Source organism: Falsiroseomonas sp. E2-1-a20 (assembly GCF_051433195.1).
GTDB lineage: Bacteria > Pseudomonadota > Alphaproteobacteria > Acetobacterales > Acetobacteraceae > Falsiroseomonas.
In genome coordinates, this window is sequence record NZ_JBHMFT010000012.1 from 155,265 (window position 1) to 175,785 (window position 20,521).

16 protein-coding genes are annotated in these 20,521 nt (G+C 70.7%); 3 read left to right on the forward strand and 13 right to left on the reverse strand.

Features of this window, described 5'->3' with window-relative positions; genetic code table 11:
- The first annotated feature begins 78 nt into the window (after positions 1-78).
- Positions 79-1,647: a Na+/H+ antiporter gene (locus tag ACFHPP_RS16300; RefSeq protein WP_437164305.1), complete on the forward strand. Its 1,569-nt coding sequence runs from the start codon at positions 79-81 to the stop codon at positions 1,645-1,647.
- Entirely contained in the window at positions 1,644-6,122 is a 4,479-nt protein-coding gene (locus ACFHPP_RS16305) for a DUF4011 domain-containing protein (RefSeq protein ID WP_437164306.1), read from the forward strand. Before ACFHPP_RS16300 ends, ACFHPP_RS16305 begins: the two co-directional genes overlap by 4 nt.
- A gap of 3 nt (positions 6,123-6,125) precedes the next feature.
- Here the strand turns inward: ACFHPP_RS16305 and ACFHPP_RS16310 are convergent, their stop codons facing one another.
- Genes ACFHPP_RS16310 through ACFHPP_RS16350 form a run of 9 tightly spaced genes read right to left on the reverse strand, consistent with a single transcriptional unit; the run spans position 6,126 to position 13,972 of the window.
- Complete coding sequence (locus ACFHPP_RS16310; RefSeq protein WP_437164307.1) at positions 6,126-6,587, reverse strand: RidA family protein; 462 nt, start codon at positions 6,585-6,587, stop codon at positions 6,126-6,128.
- Between the two features lie 33 nt (positions 6,588-6,620).
- Entirely contained in the window at positions 6,621-7,457 is an 837-nt protein-coding gene (locus tag ACFHPP_RS16315) for a sugar phosphate isomerase/epimerase family protein (protein WP_437164308.1), read from the reverse strand.
- A gap of 11 nt (positions 7,458-7,468) precedes the next feature.
- Positions 7,469-8,191 (reverse strand): SDR family NAD(P)-dependent oxidoreductase, encoded by a 723-nt coding sequence (locus ACFHPP_RS16320; RefSeq protein ID WP_437164309.1) that lies wholly within the window; start codon positions 8,189-8,191, stop codon positions 7,469-7,471.
- A gap of 2 nt (positions 8,192-8,193) precedes the next feature.
- Positions 8,194-8,976 carry an SDR family oxidoreductase gene (locus ACFHPP_RS16325; protein ID WP_437164310.1) on the reverse strand — a complete coding sequence of 261 codons (783 nt, stop codon included), beginning with the start codon at positions 8,974-8,976 and terminating at the stop codon, positions 8,194-8,196.
- Positions 8,977-9,876 carry a dihydrodipicolinate synthase family protein gene (locus tag ACFHPP_RS16330; protein WP_437164311.1) on the reverse strand — a complete coding sequence of 300 codons (900 nt, stop codon included), beginning with the start codon at positions 9,874-9,876 and terminating at the stop codon, positions 8,977-8,979.
- Complete coding sequence (locus ACFHPP_RS16335; protein WP_437164312.1) at positions 9,873-10,943, reverse strand: ABC transporter ATP-binding protein; 1,071 nt, start codon at positions 10,941-10,943, stop codon at positions 9,873-9,875. Before ACFHPP_RS16335 ends, ACFHPP_RS16330 begins: the two co-directional genes overlap by 4 nt.
- Positions 10,940-11,758, reverse strand: a complete 819-nt coding sequence (locus tag ACFHPP_RS16340) for a carbohydrate ABC transporter permease (protein ID WP_437164313.1) — start codon at positions 11,756-11,758, stop codon at positions 10,940-10,942. Before ACFHPP_RS16340 ends, ACFHPP_RS16335 begins: the two co-directional genes overlap by 4 nt.
- Complete coding sequence (locus ACFHPP_RS16345; protein WP_437164314.1) at positions 11,755-12,633, reverse strand: carbohydrate ABC transporter permease; 879 nt, start codon at positions 12,631-12,633, stop codon at positions 11,755-11,757. The genes ACFHPP_RS16340 and ACFHPP_RS16345 overlap by 4 nt, the downstream gene beginning before the upstream one ends.
- 25 nt (positions 12,634-12,658) lie before the next feature.
- Complete coding sequence (locus ACFHPP_RS16350; protein ID WP_437164315.1) at positions 12,659-13,972, reverse strand: ABC transporter substrate-binding protein; 1,314 nt, start codon at positions 13,970-13,972, stop codon at positions 12,659-12,661.
- A gap of 165 nt (positions 13,973-14,137) precedes the next feature.
- Between ACFHPP_RS16350 and ACFHPP_RS16355 the strand changes: the two genes are divergently transcribed.
- The gene (locus ACFHPP_RS16355; protein WP_437164316.1) at positions 14,138-14,956 is read left to right on the forward strand and encodes an IclR family transcriptional regulator domain-containing protein; all 819 of its coding nucleotides are present in this window, start codon (positions 14,138-14,140) and stop codon (positions 14,954-14,956) included.
- Here the strand turns inward: ACFHPP_RS16355 and ACFHPP_RS16360 are convergent.
- Genes ACFHPP_RS16360 through gcvPA form a run of 4 tightly spaced genes read right to left on the reverse strand, consistent with a single transcriptional unit; the run spans position 14,934 to position 20,516 of the window.
- Positions 14,934-16,079, reverse strand: a complete 1,146-nt coding sequence (locus ACFHPP_RS16360; protein WP_437164317.1) for an NAD(P)/FAD-dependent oxidoreductase — start codon at positions 16,077-16,079, stop codon at positions 14,934-14,936. The genes ACFHPP_RS16355 and ACFHPP_RS16360 overlap by 23 nt on opposite strands.
- Entirely contained in the window at positions 16,076-17,605 is a 1,530-nt protein-coding gene (locus ACFHPP_RS16365; protein WP_437164318.1) for an FAD-dependent oxidoreductase, read from the reverse strand. The genes ACFHPP_RS16360 and ACFHPP_RS16365 overlap by 4 nt, the downstream gene beginning before the upstream one ends.
- Entirely contained in the window at positions 17,602-19,134 is a 1,533-nt protein-coding gene (gcvPB, locus tag ACFHPP_RS16370) for an aminomethyl-transferring glycine dehydrogenase subunit GcvPB (protein ID WP_437164319.1), read from the reverse strand. Before gcvPB ends, ACFHPP_RS16365 begins: the two co-directional genes overlap by 4 nt.
- The gene (gene gcvPA, locus ACFHPP_RS16375) at positions 19,131-20,516 is read right to left on the reverse strand and encodes an aminomethyl-transferring glycine dehydrogenase subunit GcvPA (protein ID WP_437164320.1); all 1,386 of its coding nucleotides are present in this window, start codon (positions 20,514-20,516) and stop codon (positions 19,131-19,133) included. The genes gcvPB and gcvPA overlap by 4 nt, the downstream gene beginning before the upstream one ends.
- Between the last annotated feature and the right edge of the window lie 5 nt (positions 20,517-20,521).

Below are 20,521 nucleotides of genomic sequence, written 5' to 3' on the forward strand. Positions count from 1 at the left end.
TTTCGCGAGCCGATCTGGCTGGTGGCCATTGCGGAACGGGCTTGCCTCCGCCCCGGCTTGCCCGGATACGCTGCCAATATGGAAATCGTGCAGGCCGTGCTGGCCCTGATCGCGGCCTGCATCGGCTTCGCGCTGATCGCCCGCCGGCTGAACCTGCCCTACGCCATCATCCTGGTGCTGGGCGGGATGGTGCTGGCCTTCATCCCCGGCCTGCCGAGCGTGACGCTGGACCCGCAGATCGCGCTCGCCTTCTTCCTGCCGCCGCTGTTGCAGGGCAGCGCCTGGCGGACGGATTGGCGGGCCTTCCGCACCAACCTGCGGCCCATCCTGCTGCTTGCCATCGGCGCCGTGCTGTTCAGCGCGGCCTGCGTCGCGGTGGTGGCGAAGCTGCTGATTCCCGACCTGCCCTGGGCCGCGGCGGTGGCGCTGGGGGCCATCGTGGCGCCGCCGGATGCGGTGGCGGCGGCCGCCATCCTCAGCCGGCTGCCGATGCCGCGCCGGCTGGTGACGGTGCTGGAAGGCGAGAGCCTGGTGAACGACGCGACGGCGCTGGTGCTGTACCGATTCGCCATCGCGGCGGTGGCCGCCGGCGCGATCTCCTTCACGGAGGCCGCGGGCAGCTTCGTGCTGGTCGCCATCGGCGGCATGGTGGTGGGCTGGCTGTTCGGCTGGCTGGCGGACCACGCCTTCCGCCGGCTGCGCGACCCGCTGCTGGAAATCTCGGCCAGCTTCGTTGCCTGCTTCGGCAGCTTCCTGGCGGCCGATGCCATCGGCCTGTCGGGCGTGATCGCCGTGGTCACCACCGGGCTGATGCTGGGCCAGTTGCAGCACCGGTCCCTGAGCCCGGCCAGCCGGTTGAGCGCGCAGGCCGTCTGGGCCTTCGTGGAATTCGTCCTGACCAGCCTGATCTTCATCCTGGCCGGTCTGCAACTGCGCGCGATCCTGGAGCGGCTTGGGGAACGCGGCGTGCTGGAACTGGCGGTGCTGGCGGTGGCGGTCTCCGTGGCCCTGATCGCCAGCCGGTTCCTGTGGGTGTTTCCGACCGCGCTGGTGCCGGGGGCGCTGCCGGGGCCGGATGGCAGGCGGGCGCCGGTCTCCCACATGCTGGTGGTGTCCTGGTGCGGGATGCGCGGCGTGGTCTCGCTGGCCGCGGCGCTGGCGCTGCCGCTGGATTTCCCGGAACGCGACCTGATGGTGTTCCTCGCCTTCTGCGCCATCCTGGCCACGCTGGTGTTGCAGGGCACGACACTGGAATGGGTGATCCGCCGGCTCGGCGTGGCGGAGACGCGCGTCGCCGGGATGCCGCCGACGGAGGCGCAGGCCCGCCGCCATGTCGCGCGCGCCAGCCTGGCGGCGGTGGAGCAGCGGGCGGAGGACATCCTGGAAGGCGCCGTGGCGCGCGACCTGCTGGCCGAATACCGGGAGAAGGCGCGGGTGTTCCACGGCGTCGCCGATGGCGGCGGCCATGCGGAGCTGGAGGCGCGCATGCGCATCCGGCTGGCGGCGCTGCGGGCCGGCCGCGCCGCGCTGCTGGACCAGCACCGCGAGGGCGCCTTCAATGACATGATGCTGACCAGCCTGGAGCAGGAAATGGATCTGGAGGAATTGCGCATCCTGCGCCTGCTCGGGGCGACCCCCGCGGCATGAGCGACGCCCTGGCGCAACAGCTGGAGGCGGCGCGGCGCGGGCTGCTGGACCTTTCCACGCGCAACCGCCTGCTGGCGCTGCCGCAGCCCGGGCGGTCCCGCGGCGTGGTGCGGCTGGATGACGAGGATGCCGGCTTCGTCCTGTCCACCCTGCTGGACGGACGCGGCTTCGGCTTCGAGGCGGCCCATGATGCCCCGGAATCCGCCCCGCGCCGCGGCCGCCGGACGGTGCGGGCGGAGGGTGTCGCCACCGCCGATGCGGAGCAGAGCCGGGAGGATGCGCGCCGCGACAACCGCCTGCGCGTGCGCCTGCCGCGGGAGGATCTGGCGCGACGCCTGCGCGACCTGATGCAGGATGCCCGCACGGCGCGGGAGGAAACCGGCATCGCGACGCTGTCGCTGGCCATCGGCGGGCTGCTGTGGCGCGACCCGGCGACGCCGGAGACCGAGCGCCTGGCGCCTTTGGTGCTGCTGCCGGTGGCGCTGGAACGCCAGGGCGTCTCGCAGAATTTCCGGCTGAAGGCGACGGGGGCGGAGCTGGAGGAGAACCTGTCGCTGCGCCAGAAGCTGCTGTCCGAATTTCGCGTCGAGCTGCCGCCGTTTCCGGAGGAGGCGTTCGACCTCGCGGCCTGGAGCGAGGCGGTGAAGGCGGCGATCGGTTCTCGGGAAAACTGGGACGTGGTGCCGGATTCGCTGGCAGTCGGGCTGTTCTCCTTCCAGAAATTCCTGATGTGGCGGGACCTGGACCCGGGGGCGAACCCCGGCCTGCTCACCCACCCGATGATCCGCGCCCTGGTGGGTGGGGAGCATCTGGAAACACCGCCGCCCTTCGCGGACGATGCGGATGTGGATGCGGAGATTCCGGTCGAGCGGCTCGACCATGTGATGGAGATGGATGGCAGCCAGTCGCTCGCTGCCGAGGCGGTCCGGCGCGGCGGGCATGTGGTGATCCAGGGTCCGCCCGGGACCGGGAAAAGCCAGAGCATCGCCACCATCATCGCCCAGGCCGTGCTCGATGGCCGCACCGTGCTGTTCGTGGCGGAGAAGCTGGCGGCGCTGGAGGTGGTGGAACGCCGCCTGGCCCAGGTCGGGCTGGGGCCGGCCTGCCTGGAGCTGCATTCGGAGAAGCAGTCGAAGCGCGCGGTGCTGGACGAGCTGCGCGCCACCCTCGCGCGGCCGCCGGTGGCGATGCCGGACCGGGCGCCGGTGGTGCGGCGGCTGGGTGCGCTGCGCGGTCGGCTGAACCAGCATGCCCGCGCCATGGGGGCCGCCGTGGGCGAAAGCGAGCGCGCGCTGCATGCGGTGGTGGGCGGGCTGGCGGCGCGGCGGGTGGCCGGCGTGCCGGTGCCGGATTTCGCGCTGGCCGCGCCGGGCTCGGATGCCTCGTGGGATGCGGCGCGGATCGCCGCGGCGCGGGCTGCGGTGGCGGAGTTGGCCGCGACGGCCGGCGGGGCACGCAGCATCTGGCGCGGCGTCGGCGAGATCCAGCCGATGGCGCAGGAACGCCTGATGGCGCGGCTGCCGGCGCTGATCCGGGCGCTGTCCGCCGGCGCGGCGGCGCTGGCCTCGGCAGCTACGCCGGGACGGCAGGAGGCGGGGCGGCTGCTGGCGCTGTCCCGCGCCGTCGCCGCCGCGCCGGCGCATGACCGGGCGGCGATGGCGCATCCGGCCTGGAGCGCCGACCCCGGCCCGTTGGCGAACGCTGCAGAGGCGACGGCGCGGGTCGACGCTGCCACCCGGGACCCGCGCCTCCGGCCGGGCGCGCTGCGCGTGGCCGGGCTGGCGGAGGCGCGGGACACGCTCGCCGCCGGCGGCGGTTTCTTCAGCTTCCTGTCCACCGCGCAGCGCACCGCCAAGGCGCTGGCGGCGCAGGTGGTGGCGGACGGGGCGCCGGTGCTGCCGGCGCTGGAGGCGGCGCTGGCGGCGCAGGACGCGGCGCGCGGCCTGGAGGATGCAACGCTGCGCGCCGCCTTCGGCACGCTGTGGGGCGATGCGGCGGCGATGGCGGCGCTGGTCGCCTGGCGGGTGCAGCATGGCGCGGCGGCATCGGCAGCGCTGGCGGGCGGGATGGCGGTGCTGGATACCGCGCCGGTTGAGGCGGCGATCGCGGCCCATGACGAGGTGGCGGAGGCGACGGGCCTCGACGCGGTCGCTGCCTTCGGTGTGGCCGATCCGCCGCTGGCCGAGGTCGCGGCCCGGCTCGGCGACTGGGCGGCGGAGCCGGAGGCCCTGCCCGCCTGGCTCGCCTGGCGCCGCGCAAGGGCGGCGGCTGGGGAGGCGCTGGCGCCGCTGGCGGAACGGCTGGCGGATGGGCGCCTGGCACCGGAAGCGGCGGCTGAGTGCTTCGTCGATGCGCTGGACGAAGCGCTGCTGAAGGCGGCGATGCGGGCGCGGCCGGAACTCGCCGCCTTCGACGGCGCCGGCTTCGACCGGCTGCTGGCGGAGTTTGCCGAAGCCGATGCCGCGCGGATCGAGTTGGCGCGGGCAGAGGCGGCGGCGACGCATGCGGCGGCGCTGGCGCGGGTGCGCGACATGCCGGGCTACCGGCTGTTGCTCGGCGAATTCGAGAAGCGACGCAGCCACCTGCCGGTGCGGGAATTGCTGCTGCGGGCGGGCGGCGCGGTGCAGGCGGCGAAGCCGGTGTTCCTGATGTCGCCGCTATCCGTCGCGCAATTCCTGGCGCCGCCGCATGGGCTCAAGCCGGGCCTGAGCTTCGATCTGCTGGTGATGGACGAGGCCTCGCAGATCGAGCCGGTGGATGCGCTCGGCGCCATCGCGCGCTGCCGCCAGGTGGTGGTGGTGGGCGACGACAAGCAAATGCCGCCGACGCGCTTCTTCCAGCGCATGACCTCGGAGGACGAGGCAGCCGATGAGGAGGAGTTTTCGGAGACCGTGGAGGCCCGGGAGGTCGAGAGCATCCTCGGCCTGGCGAATGCGCGCGGCGTGCCCAACGTCATGCTGCGCTGGCACTACCGCAGCCGGCACGAAAGCCTGATCGCCACCAGCAACGCGCAGTTCTACGGCGGGCGGCTGATGGTCCTGCCCTCCCCGCGCGGCCGGTCGCCGGCACTCGGCCTGTCCCTGGTCCGGGTGGAGGGGCAGTGGGAGGCTGGCGCCGGTGTCAACCGGGCCGAGGCCCAGGCGGTGGCGGAGGCGGTGCTGCGCCATGCGAGGGAGACGCCGGGGGAGACGCTCGGCGTCGCCGCCTTTTCGCTGCGCCAGCGCGACGCGATCCTGGATGCGGTGGAGACGCTGCGGCGCGAGGATGACACGGCAGAGGCCTTCTTCACCGCGCATCCGCAGGAGCCGTTCTTCGTCAAGAACCTGGAGAACGTGCAGGGCGACGAGCGCGACGCGATGTTCGTCAGCGTCGGCTACGCGAAGGGCGCCGATGGCAAGGTGGCGATGCGCTTCGGGCCGCTGTCGCTGGAGGGCGGGGAGCGGCGGCTGAACGTGCTGATCACCCGCGCCAAGACGCGCTGCGTGGTGTTCTCCGGCCTCGGCGCGGAGGATATCGACCTGGAACGGGCGCGTGGCCCGGGCGTCGCCGCGCTGAAGACTTTTCTCCAATTCGCTGCCGGCGGAGACCATCGGCGGACCACCGGCGGGGCGGCGGAAGCGCCGCTGGCGCGGCTCATCGCGCGTGAGATCGCGGCGGCGGGGCTGGAGCCGGTGGCGCGGGTCGGCAGCGCCGGCGTGTTCCTCGATGTCGCGGCGCGCGAGGCCGGGGATTTCCTGCTCGGCGTGGAGGCGGATGCGGCGGAGTGGGCGGCGATGCGCGCGGCGCGGGACCGCGACCGCGGACGCGGCGCGGCGCTCGGGCGGATGGGCTGGCGGCTGCACCGCGCCTGGAGCCTCGCCTGGCTGCAACGGCCGGAGGCGGAGCGGGCGCGGCTGCGTGCGGCGCTCGGGCTGGCGCCGCCGGTGGCGGAGGCCGCGCCGGCCGGCGCCGATCCGGGCCTCGCGGTGCCCTATGCGGAGGCGGCGCCGGCGGTGGACCGGACGGTGCCGATCCCCGACACGCCCTTTGCCCGGCTGGCGGAGACGCTGGCGGAGGTGATCCGGGTGGAACAGCCGGTGCATGCCGAGGCCGTGCTGGAACGGGCGCGGCTGCTGTGGGGGATCGACAGCCTGGGTGCTGCGGACCGCGCGGCGCTGCAACAGGCGCTGCGGCTGGCGGCACAGTTGCAGGGCGTCAGCGAGGCCGCCGGCTTCTGGATCGCGGAGGACGCTGGGCCGGTCGCACCACGCGACCGCCGCGCCGTGGCGCCGCATCTGCGCCGCGCGGCGCTGCTGCCGCCGGCCGAGATCGCCGCGGCGGCGCAGGCGCTGCTGGAGGCGCTGCCCGGTTCGACGGAGGCGGAGCTGGTGGCGGGCGTGGTGCGGCTGCTCGGGCTGGAGCCGGCAGCGGCACCCGGCGTTGGGGCGCGCATCGCGGCGCTGGTCGGCGCCGGCACCCTCCGGCCGGCAGGCTGACCCTCAGCCGCGGATCAGCACCACCGCCTCGATCTCCACCGCGATGCCGCGCGGCAGGCTGCCCATGCCGACGGCGGACCGCGCCGGGCGGCCGGCATCGCCGAACACCTCCACGAACAGGTCGGTGCAGCCGTTGATGACCTCCGGCTGCTCGCCGAAGTCGAGGCCGGCGCGGACCATGCCGAGGACCTTGAGGATGGTGTCCACGCGGTCCAGCGTGCCGAGGGCGGTGCGCATGTTGGCCAGCAGGTTCAGCCCGCAGAGCCGTGCGGCGTCGTAGCCCTGCGCCACCGTCAGGTCGCCGCCGAGCACGCCGGTGACGGAGCTGCCATCGGCGCGCCGCGGCCCGACGCCGGACAGGAACAGCAGCCCGCCACCGATGCGCCAGGGCACATAGTTGGCCAGCGGGGCTGGGGCGCTGGGCAAAGTGAGGCCGAGTTCGGCGAGGCGGCGTTCGGCAGTCATGCTCGTGGTCTCCCTCGGCGTCGGGCGGCGGCGTCAGGCGGCGGCCCAGCCATGCTGCGCGAGGATCGCATGGCTGGCGCGGATGTCACCATCCGGGTCGGCGCCGGGCTTGGTCGCATCGGTGATGATCTCGAGCACCGTCATGCCGGTGTAGCCGATCTCCCGCAGCGCGGCGCCGGCGGGGCCGGGCTGGACGATGCCGGTGCCGAGGCGGTTGTGCTTGAAGACCTCATAACCGCTGTCGGAGATGTGGACGTTCTTCAGGCGGCTGCCCATCATGCGGATGGCGGCGGGCACGTCTTCCCTGATGTAGGCGCTGTTGCAGACATCGAAGTTCAGCCCGACCTCCGGGCCGATTTCCTGCGCCACCTCCAGCATGTCGCGTGCCGTCGGCAGGAAGGTGAAGGGCACGTTCTCGAGGATGATCTCGACGCCGGAGCCCTTCGCGAAATCGACAAGCTCGCGCATGCCCTCGATGAACCAGGCGCGCATCCAATCGACCGGCGGGTCGATCAGCGAATTCACCGGGCCGGGGATGGCGCAGACATAGGGGCAGCCCCAATCGGCCGAGAGGTCGATCGCTTCCCGGTACCGGTCCAGCGTGTAGCGGCGCATCTTCGCGTCGGTGCTGTTCGGGTTGTTGTCGAGCAGCGGGTAGCAGAAGGAGGTGATGGCGCAGCCGGTGTCACCGAGCCAGGCCTTGTATTCCCGGCGCCTGGATGGCGTCAGTTCGGACGGCCAGCAATGCGGCGGGAAGACCATCATCTCGAAGGCCTTGTGGCCCTGCGCGTGCAGGTGGCGCAACGCGCCGAGGCCGTCATGCGAGTAGAGGTAGGGGAAGGTGGAGACGGCGACGGGCAGGTCGGCCATGAGGGATCCTCCTACAACGTGTGTTCAAGACGGGTGTTGACGACTAGCTCGGCGATCGTCGCGGTGTCCGGAAGGCGCAGCAGCAGCGCCACGATTTCCGCGACCGTCGCCGGCGAAAGCCGCGTGGAGGAAACGCCAGGCAGGCCCGCCAGCAATTCCGTGTCGATGGCGCCGGGACACAGCGCGGTGACGCGCACGCCATCCTCCCAACCCGCGAACTTCGCCGCCTGGCTGAGCGCGACAAGGGCGTGTTTCGTCATGGCGTAGCCGATGGAGACGGAGGGGTCGCGGATGCGCTTGCCGTCGGTGGAGGCGATGTTGACGACGCGGCCATGCCCGGCCGCGCGCAGATGCGGCAGGGCGCGGCGCGTGGCGCGGAACGGCGCCTTCACGTTGACCGTCCAAAGCTCGTCCAGTTCCGCTTCCCCGCCCTCCTCCCACGTCACGCGGCGCAGGATTCCGGCGTTGTTGATGAGGGCGTCGAGGCGGCCGTGGCGTTCCACCACGGCGTCGATCCAGGCCTCCGCCGTGGCCGGTTCGGCGGCGTCGTGGCGGTGATAGCTGATGCGGTCCTCGCCGAGCTTGCGGCGGGTGGCGGCCACGTCGCGCAGGCCGAGCGCCAGCGTGTAGCCCTCCGCGTGCAATCGCTGCGCGATGGCGGCGCCGAGGCCGCGAGAGGCACCGGAGAGGGCGACGACGCGGCCTTCCGGGCGCAGCAGTTCCGCATCGCGCATGATCAGAACAGGCCCTGGTAGACGCCGCCATCATTGACCAGGTTCTGCGCCGTCATGAAGCCGGCCTGCGCGCTGCACAGGAAGGCGACCAGGTCGCCATTCTCGGATGGGTCGGCGAAGCGGCCGGCGGGGCAACTGCCGATGCGGTCGGCGACCATCGCCTCATAGGTCGTGCCGCGACGGGCGGCGTGGCCGTGCAGGTTGGTGCGCAGCGCGTCGGTATCGAACAGGCCGGGGCAGACGGTGTTGACGGTGACGTTGTGCGGGATGAGTTCCCGCGCGATGGAGCCGATGGCACCGGACAGCGCGACGCGCGCCGCGTGCGAATGCGCGAAGCCGATCTGCGGAAACTTGATGAAGCTGACGGAGATGCTGACGACGCGCCCGAATTTTCGGTCCGCCATGCCGGGCGTGACGCGGGCGATGAGGTCCATCGAGGAGTGGAAATGCACGTCCCACCAGTACAGCCACTCCGCCCGCTCCCATTCGCGGAAATTGCCGGGAACCTGGCGGACGCCCGGATTGCACACCAGGATATCCGGTGTCGGACAGGCCGCGAGGATGGCGTCGCGACCCTCCGCCGCATTGACATCCGCCGCCACGGTCTGCACCGCGACGCCGGTCTCGCGGCGCAGAGCCTCGGCGGTCGCCTCCAGCGCCTCCACACCCCGCGCGACGATGGTGAGGTTCACACCCTCCTTCGCCAGGGACCGAGCGCAGCCCTCGCCCAGGCCGCGGCTGCCGCCGCAGACGATGGCGTGGCGTCCCCTGATGCCGAGATCCATCTACAGCAGCCCCAGTTCGACAAGGCCGCTGCGCAGCCCGTCAAGTGGCGCACCGGACAGCGAACGCAGCGGCGGGCGCGGCACGCCGCCGCCGGCGAAGCCCAGCATGTCCATCGCCGCCTTGGTCGCGGGATACAGCGTGCGGCCGCCGGAGGTGAACAGGTCCGTCATGCGGCGCCCGGTTTCCTGCAGGGCGGCCGCTTCCGGCTTGCCGTCACGCGCGGCGTAGAACAGGTCGAGGCAGCCGGTCCAGACATTCGGGAAGCAATCCACCGTGCCATCGGCACCCAGCGCCACAGCGGGCACGCCGAAGACGGAGGACGGGCCGCAGAACACGCGCAGCCGGTTCTTCACGGCCAGCATCGTGCCGTAGAAGTTGTTCCAGTCGCCGGAGGATTCCTTGATGGCGACGACCTTCTCCAGATCCGCCAGCCGGTCGGCCAAGGCGGGGCTGATGGCGTTCACCGCGTTGCCGGGGATGTTGTAGACCGCAATCGGCAGGTCGATGGCATCCGACACGGCCTTGTAGTGCGCGAAGATCTCGTCATCCGACAGCTTCACGAAATAGGGCGGCAGCACCAGCACGCCATCGGCGCCGACTTCCTTCGCGTGCCGCGCCAGCGCGATGGTATCAGCCTCCCCGATGCAGCCGGTGCCGACGATGACGGTGCCGCGGCCGGCGGTGGCGGCGACGGCCTCGGCGTAGAGCGCCTTCCGTTCATCGAGGCTCAGCGCCCAGAACTCCCCAGTGCAGCCGACCGCGACGATGCCGGTGGCGCCGGCATCCAGCATGCGGGTGACGTTGGCGCGGAAGCCGGCGCTGTCGATGCGGCCATCGGCGTGGAAGGGCGTGGTGAGCGCGGGCATCGGGCCCGACCAGTCGACGTCATCGCGGTTCACGGGGTGACTTCCTCTCGCGCATCGAGGCGCAGCGTGGTGGTGGCATCGAACAGGTGCAGCCGGTCCGGGCGCAGGTCGAAGGGAACGACCTCACCGGCACGCAGGCCGGATTCAGCCGATGCGCGGGCGGTGAGCGGGGAGCCACCGGCATCGAGCATGACGATCGTCTCGTGCCCCGTGGGTTCCACCACGCGCACGATGGCGCGGTGCGGGCCCTGGCCCAGCAGCACATCCTCCGGCCGCACGCCCAGCGCAACCTTCGTCGGGGTTCCGGCAGGCCGGAAGGGGATCGTCATGGCGGGATGATGAAAGCGTCCGTCCGCGAAATTGCCGTGCAGGATGTTCATCGGCGGCGTGCCGATGAAGCCGGCGACGAAAAGGTTGGCGGGGCGGTCATAGACCTCCCGCGGCGGCGCGAATTGCCGAAGTTCGCCACCCTCCATCACCGCGATGCGGTCGGACATCGTCATCGCCTCGAGCTGGTCGTGCGTGACATAGACGAAGGTGCGGCCAAGGGATCGGTGCAGCTCGATCAACTCGGCGCGCATATGCGCGCGCAGCTTGGCATCGAGGTTCGAGAGCGGCTCATCGAGCAGGAAGACCTTCGGGCTGCGGACCAGGGCGCGGCCAAGGGCGACGCGCTGCTGCTGGCCGCCGGAAAGCTGTCGCGGCTTGCGGGTCAGAAGCGCCTCCAGCTTCAGCATCTCCGCGATGCGCCGCACCTGCGCCTCGCGTTCGGCGCGCGCCAGGCCCTGCTTCTTCAGCGGGTAGGCGATGTTCTCGCCCACCGTCATGTGCGGGTACAGCGCGTAGGACTGGAACACCATGGCAACGTCACGCTTGCCCGGTGCGATATCGTTCACCACGCGGCCGCCGATGCTGATGGTGCCGCTGGTCGGGAACTCCAGCCCCGCCAGCATCCGGAGGCTGGTGGTCTTGCCGCAGCCCGAGGGGCCGAGCAGCGAGATGAATTCTCCGGCGCGAATCGCCAGGTCGAGCTCGCGGACCGCGACGGCGCCGCCGAAGGATTTGTGGATCTTCGCGAAGGTAACTTCGGCCGCGCTCACCCCTTCACGCCCCCGGCGCCGAAGCCGCGCGTCAGGTAGCTTTGCAGAAAGGCGAAGATGATGATGAGCGGCAGGCTCATCATGACGGAAGCCGCCATCAGCAGGGACCATTCGATGTTGAAGGCGCTGACCAGCATGCTCATCACACCGGTCGTCAGCGGTCGCGCCTCGTCCGTGTTCACCAGCACCAGCGCATACAGGTACTCGTTCCAGGACAGGATGAAGGTGAAGAGGCAGGTGGAGATGATGCCTGGCAGCGCCTGCGGCAGGATGACATCGACGAACGCCTCCATCCGCGTGGCGCCATCGACGAGCGCCGCGGCCTCCAGATCATCCGGGATGCCCTGCATGAAGCTGCGCAGCAGCCACAGCGCATAGGGCAGCGCGAAGCTGGTATAGGCGATGACCAGGCTGAGCAGCGAATTGGCGACGCCGAGCCAGACCATCATCAGGTAGAGCGGCAGGATCAGCACGACGGACGGCAGCAGGTAGGTGAACAGCACGAGCTGCGCCAGGCGGTCCCGCCCGGGATAGCGGAAGCGCACCAGGCTGTGCGCGCCCAGCGTCGCCACCAGCACGACGAGGATGGTGGTGGAGACCGACAGAACCAGGGAGTTGCGCATGAAGGTGAGGAACGGCGTTTCCCACAGCAGGCGCGTGTAGTGTTCGAAGGTGATCTGCTCCGGCCAGAAGGTCGGCGGCATGCGGAACAGCTCGAACTGCGGCTTCACCGACGTGATCAGCATCCACAGCAGCGGGAAGGCCGTGACCAGAACGATGGTCCAGGCCATCAGGTTGAACAGGATGCGCCTCATCGGTCGGCCTTCGCACGGCGCAGGTACAGCACCATGAAGACCAGCATCACCAGCATCATCGCGACGGCGACGGCGGTGGCACGGCCCATGGCGTCCATGCCGAAGGCTTCCTTGTAGACCATCAGCGGCAGGGTCTGCGTGGCGATCAGCGGCCCGCCGCCGGTCATCAGGAAGATCAGGTCGAATTCCTTGAAGTCCCAGATGGCGCGCAGCAGCACGACAACCAGCAGCACGTCCTTCAACTGCGGCAGCGTCACGTCCCAGAAGCGGCTCCAGGCGCCGGCACCGTCGATGGTCGCCGCCTCGTAGAGCTGGTCCGGAATGGTCTGCAACCGTGCCAGCACGGCTATGACGACGAAGGGGAAGTACTTCCAGGCGCCGACCAGCACGATGCTGACCATCGCGTTCGGCATGGAGCCGAGCCAGTCCAGCGGCATGTCCAGGATGCCGGCCCACATCATCATGTGGTTCAGGATGCCGTAGAGGTCGTTGAACAGCCAGCGCCAGACCAGCACGGCGACGACGGTGGAGACGAAGTACGGGAACAGGATCAGGCTGCGCGCCAGCGCGCGGAAGACGATGGCCTGGTGCAGCATCAGCGCGGCGGCGATGCCGAAGACCACCTGCAGCGTCAGCGTGCACACCGTCCAGACCAGCGTGTTGAACAGCGAGCGCCAGAATTCCTGGCCCGCGAACAGCTCCGCGTAGTTCTGCAGGCCGACGAAGTTGCCGCGCAGCGTTGGCGTGTAGATGTTGAACAGGCTGAGATAGATGGCCGAGACCAGCGGATAGACGATGACGGCGCAGAAGATCAGCACGCTGGGGGCGATGAGCATCACCCCCAGCCAGGCGTCGCGCCGATCGAGCGGATTCATACCAGCGGATTCATGGCGACGCGGTTCAGCCGCGCATGATCTGCTCAAGCCGCTGCGCCGTGGTGGAGACCACCGCGGCCATCAGCTCGTTGTTGACGACGTAGCGCTGCACCGCCTCGGCCAGCACGTGGCTCGCGATGATGCGGCCGGCGGAGGTGTTCGGCTTGTGCGTGGTGGATTCCCAGCCGAGGTTGTGGCCGGACGCGGCGGAGGACGACATCAGGTCGACCTCCGCGCGGTACTTCGTGATCAGCGCGTTCTCCTGGTACTGCGGCATGGCGGAGATCGTCTTCAGCACCGGCAGCACATGCCCCGGCGCCGCGTGCAACTGGCGGATGTAGCCATCGGCGCGGAACAGGTGTGCCGCGAAGCGCTTCGCCAGCGCCATGTTCGGCGCCACCTTCGGGATCATGACCGATGGGAAGTCGTTGAAGGTCCAGTGCGGCACGCTGGCGGAGATGGTGGGGTATTGCGCACAGGTCACGCTGTCCGCGATGCGCGGGTTCTGCGCGGCGACGTTGGCAAGAACACGTCCGGTGTAGATGCCGGTTGCGGTGGCGCCGGCGACGAAGGCCGTCAGGCTCTCGCCCCAGGAATAGTTGGTGGCACCCGGCGGGCAGAATTCCCGCATCGACTTGTAGAATTCCAGCGCGTTGCGGAAACTGTCGCTGTCCACCGCCACCTGCAGGTCCGGCGTGAACACCTGACCGCCGGCGCCGTGCACGAAGCAGACGAAGATCAGGCTGGTCATCGAATTGCGCGCATAGGGCAGCGGTGCGCCGAAGACGCCGCCGCGCTGCATCCTGCGGCAGGCGTCGCGCAATTCGTCCCAGGTGCGCGGCGCGGCGCCGATGCCGGCGGCCTGCATCAGGTCGCGGCGCAGCCACATCATGTTGGCGGCGGAACTGCCGATGCCCGTGCCGGCATACTGGCCGGGCGTGATCTCATAGATGCGGTTGGCCCCCTCGTAGTAGTTCGCCGTGCCGACCGCCTCGATGACGTCGTTCATCGGCTCCAGCAGGTTGTTCTGCCAGTAGGTCGCCACCGCGAAATGCGGCAGGTGCGTCACCACGGAAGGCACCTGGCCCGAGGCGAAGGCGGCCGCCATCTGCGCCGGATAGCCCTCGTCAGAGGTCGCCTCGAACACCACGCGCACGCCAGGGTTGGCTTCCTCGAAGGTGCGGATCTGGAAGTTGTAGGCTTCGCGCTGCGCCGGCGCGGTCTGCGGCGACCACCAGCGCAACGTCGTCTGCTGCGCCTCGGCGGGGCGCGCCACGGCGCCCGCGATGGCTGCGGCACCCAATCCCAATCCCAGGCTGCGGCGGCTGAAATCCGTCATGTCTCGTTCCCTCCCTCACGCGGCGTCGCCATCGGCGGCGACCGCCAGGCGAACGAGTGACCGCAGTGTGAAACGCGTTGTGACGCCTCCGCAAGGGGGCAACAGCGTTGACGCCTCAGTTTTTCAGCGCCAGTGTTCGCCCAGCGAACAGCCGGAGCCTGCCCGATGGATGATGCGATGCCCCGCGACCTGCACCTGGCGGAGCCGCAGGCGACGCCGCGGGGCGAGGACCGGGAGATCGTGCAATCCGTGCTGCGCGCGCTGGATGTGCTGCGCAGCTTCGACCGCCACACGCCACGGCAGACGCTGTCCCAGGTGGCGGACCGCACCGGACTCAGCCGTGCCACGGCGCGCCGCTTCCTGCTGACCTTCCGCCAGGCGGGCTACATGGAACAGGAGGGCGCGTTGTTCCGGCCGACGGCGAAGCTGCTGGAACTCGGCCATTCGGCGGTGGCGTCGCTGGGACTGTGGGACATCGCGCGGCCGATCATGGCGGAGCTTGCGGCGAAGCTGGGCGAGGCCGCCTTCGCCGCGGTGCTGGACGGGCAGGATGCGCTTTACGTCGCGCATGCGCCCTCCCCCGGTCGCGTGGTTGCGGTGGGCATTGCGGTCGGGCGCCGGCTGCCGGCGTACTGCACTTCCGTCGGTCGCGTGCTGTTGGCGGGGCTGCCCGACGTGGCGCTGGCGCAGGCGCTGGCGGCGATGAAGCCGGTGGCCTTCACGGACAACACAGTGACGTCCCGCCCGAAGCTGCGCGCGTTGATCGAGGATGTGCGGCGCGATGGCTGGTCGATGGTGGATGAGGAGTTGGAAGTCGGGCTGCGCTCCGTCTCCGTGCCGTTGCGCGCGCCGGGCGGCGCCGTGATCGCCGCGCTCAACGTCTGCGGCCCGAGCGCGCGGGTGACGCCGGAGGTGTTGCACAGCCGCTTTCTGCCGGAGATCCTGGCGGCGGCGGAGCGCATCAACCGGTCGCTGCGGGACTGAATCGCGCGGCGGTGAAGCGCGCGACATCGAAGCCGGGATCACGGCCCAATAGAAGTGCGGCGGCCATGGCCGCGACCAATGGGCCAAGCGTGTAGCCGGCGTCGCCGGGCACCGCCACATGCACGCGCGGCTCGCCGGGCAGCGGACCAAGGATGCACTGGCCATCCGCGGTGGTATTCACGCCGGCCCAGCTTCGCAGCAGCCGCAGGTCGCCGATCGGCGGCACGATGTGCTGCGCCAGTGACAGGTTGCCGATCAGCGACGCCGGCTCCACCGTCGGAAAATCCTGTGCGCCGCTGAACCGCGCCGGCCAGCCGCCGCCGATCACGACCTGGCCGGCGGCGAGCTGCTTCAACGTGATCATGCGCTCCGCATGCTGCACCAGGTGCAGGATCAGCGGCGCGGCGGCCTCCGTGATGTTCATGTGCAGCGGCTCCGCCACCACCGGCACATGCAGGCCGAGCGAGGCGGCGAGGCCCGCGGTGCCGGCGCCCGAGGCCAGCACGGCACGCCCGGCCCGCACCACCTCCCCGCCGGCGCAGTGCAGCAGCATGGCATCCGGCTGCGGCTCGATGCGCGTGACCCTGGTGTTCGCGTGGTGCGGCACGGCGCGTGCGTGCAGGTCGCGGCGCAGCGCCTCGTTGGCCAGCAGCGGGTTCAGCTTGCCCTCGTCGGCGCAGAATTCCGCGCCGTGAACGGCCTCGCCGAGATAGGGCGCGATGCGGCGCAGCGCGGCGCGGTCCAACATCTCCACATCCAGGCCCAGCTCGCGCTCGCGGGTGCATTTGCGGGCGAGGAATTCGTAGTGCTCCGGCGTCTCGCACACCATCAGCCCGCCGGAGCGGCGCAGTTCGAACTCCGCGCCGAGGTCGGTGGCCAGCGCCTGCCAGCTTCGCACGGCGGCGGGATACAGCGGCAGCGAGGCTTCGAGGTTCGGCACCAGCTCCGGATACATGCGCAGGAAGCGCGACTGCATCTGCACGTGCAGGCTGCCGGCATTGACGGTGGTGCCGGCGTGGTGGCCGGAATCGATCAGCACCACGTCCTGGCCCTCCCGCGCCAGGTCACGCGCCAGGCACAGGCCGATGATGCCGCCGCCGATGATGGCGATGTCGTGCGTCACGCGGTGAGGTCGGAGATGCGGACCGGGCGCGTCGGCGCACGTGGTGCGAAGGCCACGGTTGTACCAAGCAGGTCCGCGAGCAGTGGCGCGCAGGCACGGCCCTGGCATCGCCCCATGCCGCAGCGGGTGCGGCGCTTCAGCGCGCCGAGGTCGCAGGGCAGCGCCGCCTCCACCTCGCCGAGCGTCACCTCCTCGCAGCGGCACAGGATGGTGTCGGCTGTCGCCAGGGACAGCCCGGGGAATGGCGCGCGGAAGACCTGCCAGAGCGCCGCCTGGAAGGCCCGGTGGCGCGCCAGGCGGCGCTGCGCGGCACGGTCCTCCGGCACGGCGTGGCCCAGCAGTCGGGCGGCTGCGAGGCCGGCCAGCCGCCCCTCCTCCCGCGCTGCCGGTGCACCGCCGAGGCCGGTGGCATCGCCGACGGCGAAGAGGTTGGGCGGGTGGCCCTCCGTCTCGAAGGCACGCAGCAGCGCATCCTCGGGCGCGAAGCCGTGGCCGCACAGCACGGCGTCGACGGCGAAGCGGCGGCCGTCGGAAAGTTCCGCGTGCAGCGCGCCGTCGCGGGTGACGCGGTGGAGCACGGTGCCGCGCAGCAGCGGGATGCCGCGCCGGCGCAGCGCCGCCAGCATCGCCACGCCCTTCGCCGCAAGGGCCGGCGAGGCGGCGGCCATGCGAGCCAGTGCCGCAGGCCGTATGCCATGTGCGGCCTCCGCCACCGCCACCACCTGCCCGCCACCGGCCGCGAGTTCCAGCGCCACCTGGAGGTTCAGCGGCCCGTTGCCCGCCACCAGCACCCGCGCGCCCGGCAGCGTGCGATGGCTGCGCCACAGCGTCTGCGCCGCCCCCGTCGTCATCACCCCTGGCAGCGTCCAGCCCGGAAAGGGCACGGCGCGTTCATAGGCACCGGTTGCGATGATGGCAGTGCGCGGGCGCAGGCGCAGCGTGCGGCCGGCTTGCGTGGCCAGGAACAGCAGCGGCGCGAAGGCGCCCCAGACCTCGACGCCGCCCAGGATGCGCGCGCCGGCCTGCTGCGCCGCGCGTAGCAGTTCCGCACCTTCGCGCTGCTGCGCATCCAGCAGCGCGTGGCCCGGTGCCGGTTGCTTGTAGTACTGGCCACCCGGCGTGCTGCGTTCATCGACCAGCAGCACATCGAGGCCGGCGCCACGCGCGGCGATGGCGGCGGACAGGCCACCGGCGCCGCCGCCGATCACCAGCAGGTCCGGCGTTTCCTCCGGCAGGTCAGTGAAACCGATGGGCGGCGTCCCCGCCTCGCGCGGCCCGATCGGTGCCGGATGCGGCTGGCGCTGCACCACCATGCCGGGCGCCACGGTGGTCATGCAGGCGCGGCGGTTCGGCAGCCCGTCCACCACCATGACGCAGTCCTGGCAACTGCCCATGCCGCAATACAGGCCGCGCCCTTCGGGCCCGCGGCGCGTGTCGCGCAGATCCAGCACGCCGGCGGCCGTCAGCGCGGCGGCGAGGCTCTGACCCTCCCGCGCCGGGATCGCGCGCCCCTCGAAGCGGATCACTCGGCGGCTTGCGAGAGGCGGGCAGCGCGCTTGCGCAGATGCGCGCGCCAGGTGGTGGCCCAGCGTGCCGGATCCTCCGGCGCCTCGCTGTCCACGCGGCCGATCGGCGCGTGGTGCGGGGCGGTGCGGACGAGGTCCGGGTTGGTGCGCGCTTCCTCGCAGACCTTGGCGAGGACGTCGCACCAGAGGTCGATATCCTCCTTCGACCACAACTCGCCCGCTTCCGGCGTGAAGGGTTCCGGCACCACCCATGGCTCGTGCGAGAGCCATGGCGCGTCGATGCCGTAGTCGGTCATGCGGTTGCCGACTTCCACCACGCCGATGCCGGTCTCCTCCTTCAGCGGGCCGAGGCCGTAGCGCGTCATCTCCATCCGCCATGCCTTGCCGGCGGGATTGGAGCGCGCGACGCCGGGGATCGCGAGCAGCTTCTTCTCCATGTAGTTGTTGGCAAGCACGGCAAGGTCCGCCGCTTCGCGAATGCCATCGGCCCCCATGCCGCGCGACCACAGATAGGCGCGCATGACGATGTGCAGGTTGCCGAGGAATTCGCGCACCTTGCCGACGGATTGCGCGCGGTCGTGGTCCAGGCGGTAGCGGCCATCCTGCTTCACCACCACCGGCTTCGGCAGGAAGGGCAGCAGTTCCGCCGAGCAGCCATAGGCGCCGACCGCCGGCCCGCCGCCGCCCTTCGGGCCGCCGAAGGTCTTGTGCAGCATGAACATGCAGGCGTCGAAGCCGAGTTCGCGTGCGCGGATGCGGCCCATCACGCCGTTGAAGTTCGCGTGGTCGTAGAAGGCGAGCCCGCCCGCCTGCTTCACCAGCGCGACCCATTCCGCGATCTGCGGGTTGTAGACGCCCATGTCGTCCGGGTTGTTGATCATCAGCGCCGCGGTGCGGTTCGACAGCGCCGCCTTCAGCGCCTCGATGGAGGGATAACCGTTTTCCTCCAGCATCAGCGTCACCACCTTGAAGCCGGCGGTCGCCGCGGTGGCGGGGTTGCAGGGATGCGCCTGGATCGAGGTGATGATCTCGTTGCGCTGTTCAAGTTCACCCTTCGCAGCCAGCCAGCCGCGGGTGACGCAGGCGTGGGTGTAGGCGGCATCGGCGCCACCGGCGGCCTGGAAGGTGAAGCCATCCATGCCGGACAGCTCGCGCAGGATGAGATCGAAATTGTGCACGATCTCCAGCAGGCCCTGCATGGTCTCCTCGGGCTGCAGCGGGTGCATTTCCGCCATCTGCGGCCGCAGGCCGAGCGCCTCGCCGAGGCGCGGGTTGTATTTCATGGTGCAGGTGCCGAACAGGCTGACGCCCATCATGCCGAGAACCTGCTGCGACAGATGCAGGTAGTGGCGCAGCGTGTCGTGCTCCGTCAGCTCCGGCAGCGCCGGCTTGCGGGTGCGGCGCATGCCCTTCGGCACCAGCGCGCTGGTGTCGGTTTCCGGGCGCGGAAAGACGATGCCGCGGCGGCCGGGCACGCCGAGTTCCATCACCACCGGCTCATGCCACTTCGCCTGCTGGATGGTCTTCATCGCAGGATCTCCTTCAGGGCCTCGGCAAGTCTGTCGATGTCGCCGGGGCTATGGATTTCCGTCACCGCGTAGAGCGCGGACTGGCCGAGTGCGGGAATGTCCGCGGAAAGATCCTTGCCGCCGAGGATGCCGCGTTCCAGCAGCGCCGCATTCACCTGCGCCACGCTGCGATCCGCGAAAGTCACGACGAATTCGCGGAAGAAGCCGCCGGTCCAGCGCACGGAAATCCCCGGGATGGCGTCGAGCTTCCGCGCCGCGTCGTGCGAGCGGGCCAGGATCAGCTCGCCAACTTCGAAAAATCCATCCGGCCCCATCAGCGTCATGTAGGCGGCGTTGGTGATGGCGGTGAGGTAGACTGAATTGCCGGTCCAGTCCTTGCCTTCCTCCCGCATCCCGTAGCTGGACTGGTGCGACAGGCTGAGCGCGAAGCCGTGCTCGCCGGGGTTGCTGGTGGTGGTGATGGAGATGTTCAGCGTCGGGTATTCGCGGGCGAAGCGTTCCTCATCGCGCGAGGCGATGAAGCCGCCGGCGCCGCCGCCCGCGCTCATATGCGCACCCAGCGTCTGCGTGGTGCCGACGACGATGTCCGCGCCGTAGTCGGGCGGTGGCGCCAGCACGCCGAGGCTGATGGGGTCTACGCCGGTGATGACGAAGGCCCCGGCTTCATGCGCCAGGCGGGCGATCTCCGCGCCCTGCGTCTCGATCAGGCCGAGGAAGGAGGGGTTCTCGAAATACACCGCCGTGGTGTCGGCGTCGAGCTTTCCGCGCAGGTCCGCGAGGTCCAGAAGTCCGTCTCGCATCGCCACCGTCACCACCGCGATGCGGCTCGGCATCGCCTCCGGCTCGCAGTATTGCCGGATCACCGCCAGGCGTTCCGGGTCCATCCATGCTGGTACCAGCACCGTGCGGCGGCCGTTGATGCGCGACGACATGCGGATGGCGTTGCCGGCGGCGCAGCCCCAGGAATAGACCGGCAGGCCGACATAGTCGCAGGCGACCAGCTCGCCGAGTTGCGAGCAGAACTCGAACCAGGCCTGGTTGCGACCGTGGTCGGACATCGGCGTGCCCCAGACCGAGGTCAGGAATTCGCTGCGCCCGGCGATCTCGTCGCAGATGGCTGGCACATGGTGCTGCCAGATGCCGGCGCCGAGGAAGGAAAGCAGCTCCTCGCAGCTGCGGTTCTTCGCCAGCAGGGACAGCATGTGCCGGCGCAGCTCCGGCTCCGATCGCAGGGCGGGCGGCAGGGCGAAGGCGTGCTTCGTGCGGTGGGCGTCGGGGATCTGCTCGAACAGCGCCTCGATGGAGGGCGCGCCGGTCTCGCGCAGCATGGCGTCCTTGATGGCGGGCACGGAATTGGCCATCCAGGGATGGGCTGTGGTCATGCGAG

Bases quoted from the DNA above. Each gene is read 5' to 3' on its own strand.
- gcvPB (WP_437164319.1), bottom strand. From the start codon at position 19,134: ATGAAGACCATCCAGCAGGCGAAGTGGCATGAGCCGGTGGTGATGGAA.
- ACFHPP_RS16355 (WP_437164316.1), top strand. From the start codon at position 14,138: ATGGATGATGCGATGCCCCGCGACCTGCACCTGGCGGAGCCGCAGGCG.
- ACFHPP_RS16350 (WP_437164315.1), bottom strand. From the start codon at position 13,972: ATGACGGATTTCAGCCGCCGCAGCCTGGGATTGGGATTGGGTGCCGCA.
- ACFHPP_RS16315 (WP_437164308.1), bottom strand. From the start codon at position 7,457: ATGGCCGACCTGCCCGTCGCCGTCTCCACCTTCCCCTACCTCTACTCG.
- ACFHPP_RS16340 (WP_437164313.1), bottom strand. From the start codon at position 11,758: ATGAGGCGCATCCTGTTCAACCTGATGGCCTGGACCATCGTTCTGGTC.
- gcvPA (WP_437164320.1), bottom strand. From the start codon at position 20,516: ATGACCACAGCCCATCCCTGGATGGCCAATTCCGTGCCCGCCATCAAG.
- ACFHPP_RS16310 (WP_437164307.1), bottom strand. From the start codon at position 6,587: ATGACTGCCGAACGCCGCCTCGCCGAACTCGGCCTCACTTTGCCCAGC.
- ACFHPP_RS16300 (WP_437164305.1), top strand. From the start codon at position 79: ATGGAAATCGTGCAGGCCGTGCTGGCCCTGATCGCGGCCTGCATCGGC.
- ACFHPP_RS16305 (WP_437164306.1), top strand. From the start codon at position 1,644: ATGAGCGACGCCCTGGCGCAACAGCTGGAGGCGGCGCGGCGCGGGCTG.
- ACFHPP_RS16345 (WP_437164314.1), bottom strand. From the start codon at position 12,633: ATGAATCCGCTCGATCGGCGCGACGCCTGGCTGGGGGTGATGCTCATC.
- ACFHPP_RS16320 (WP_437164309.1), bottom strand. From the start codon at position 8,191: ATGCGCGATGCGGAACTGCTGCGCCCGGAAGGCCGCGTCGTCGCCCTC.
- ACFHPP_RS16325 (WP_437164310.1), bottom strand. From the start codon at position 8,976: ATGGATCTCGGCATCAGGGGACGCCACGCCATCGTCTGCGGCGGCAGC.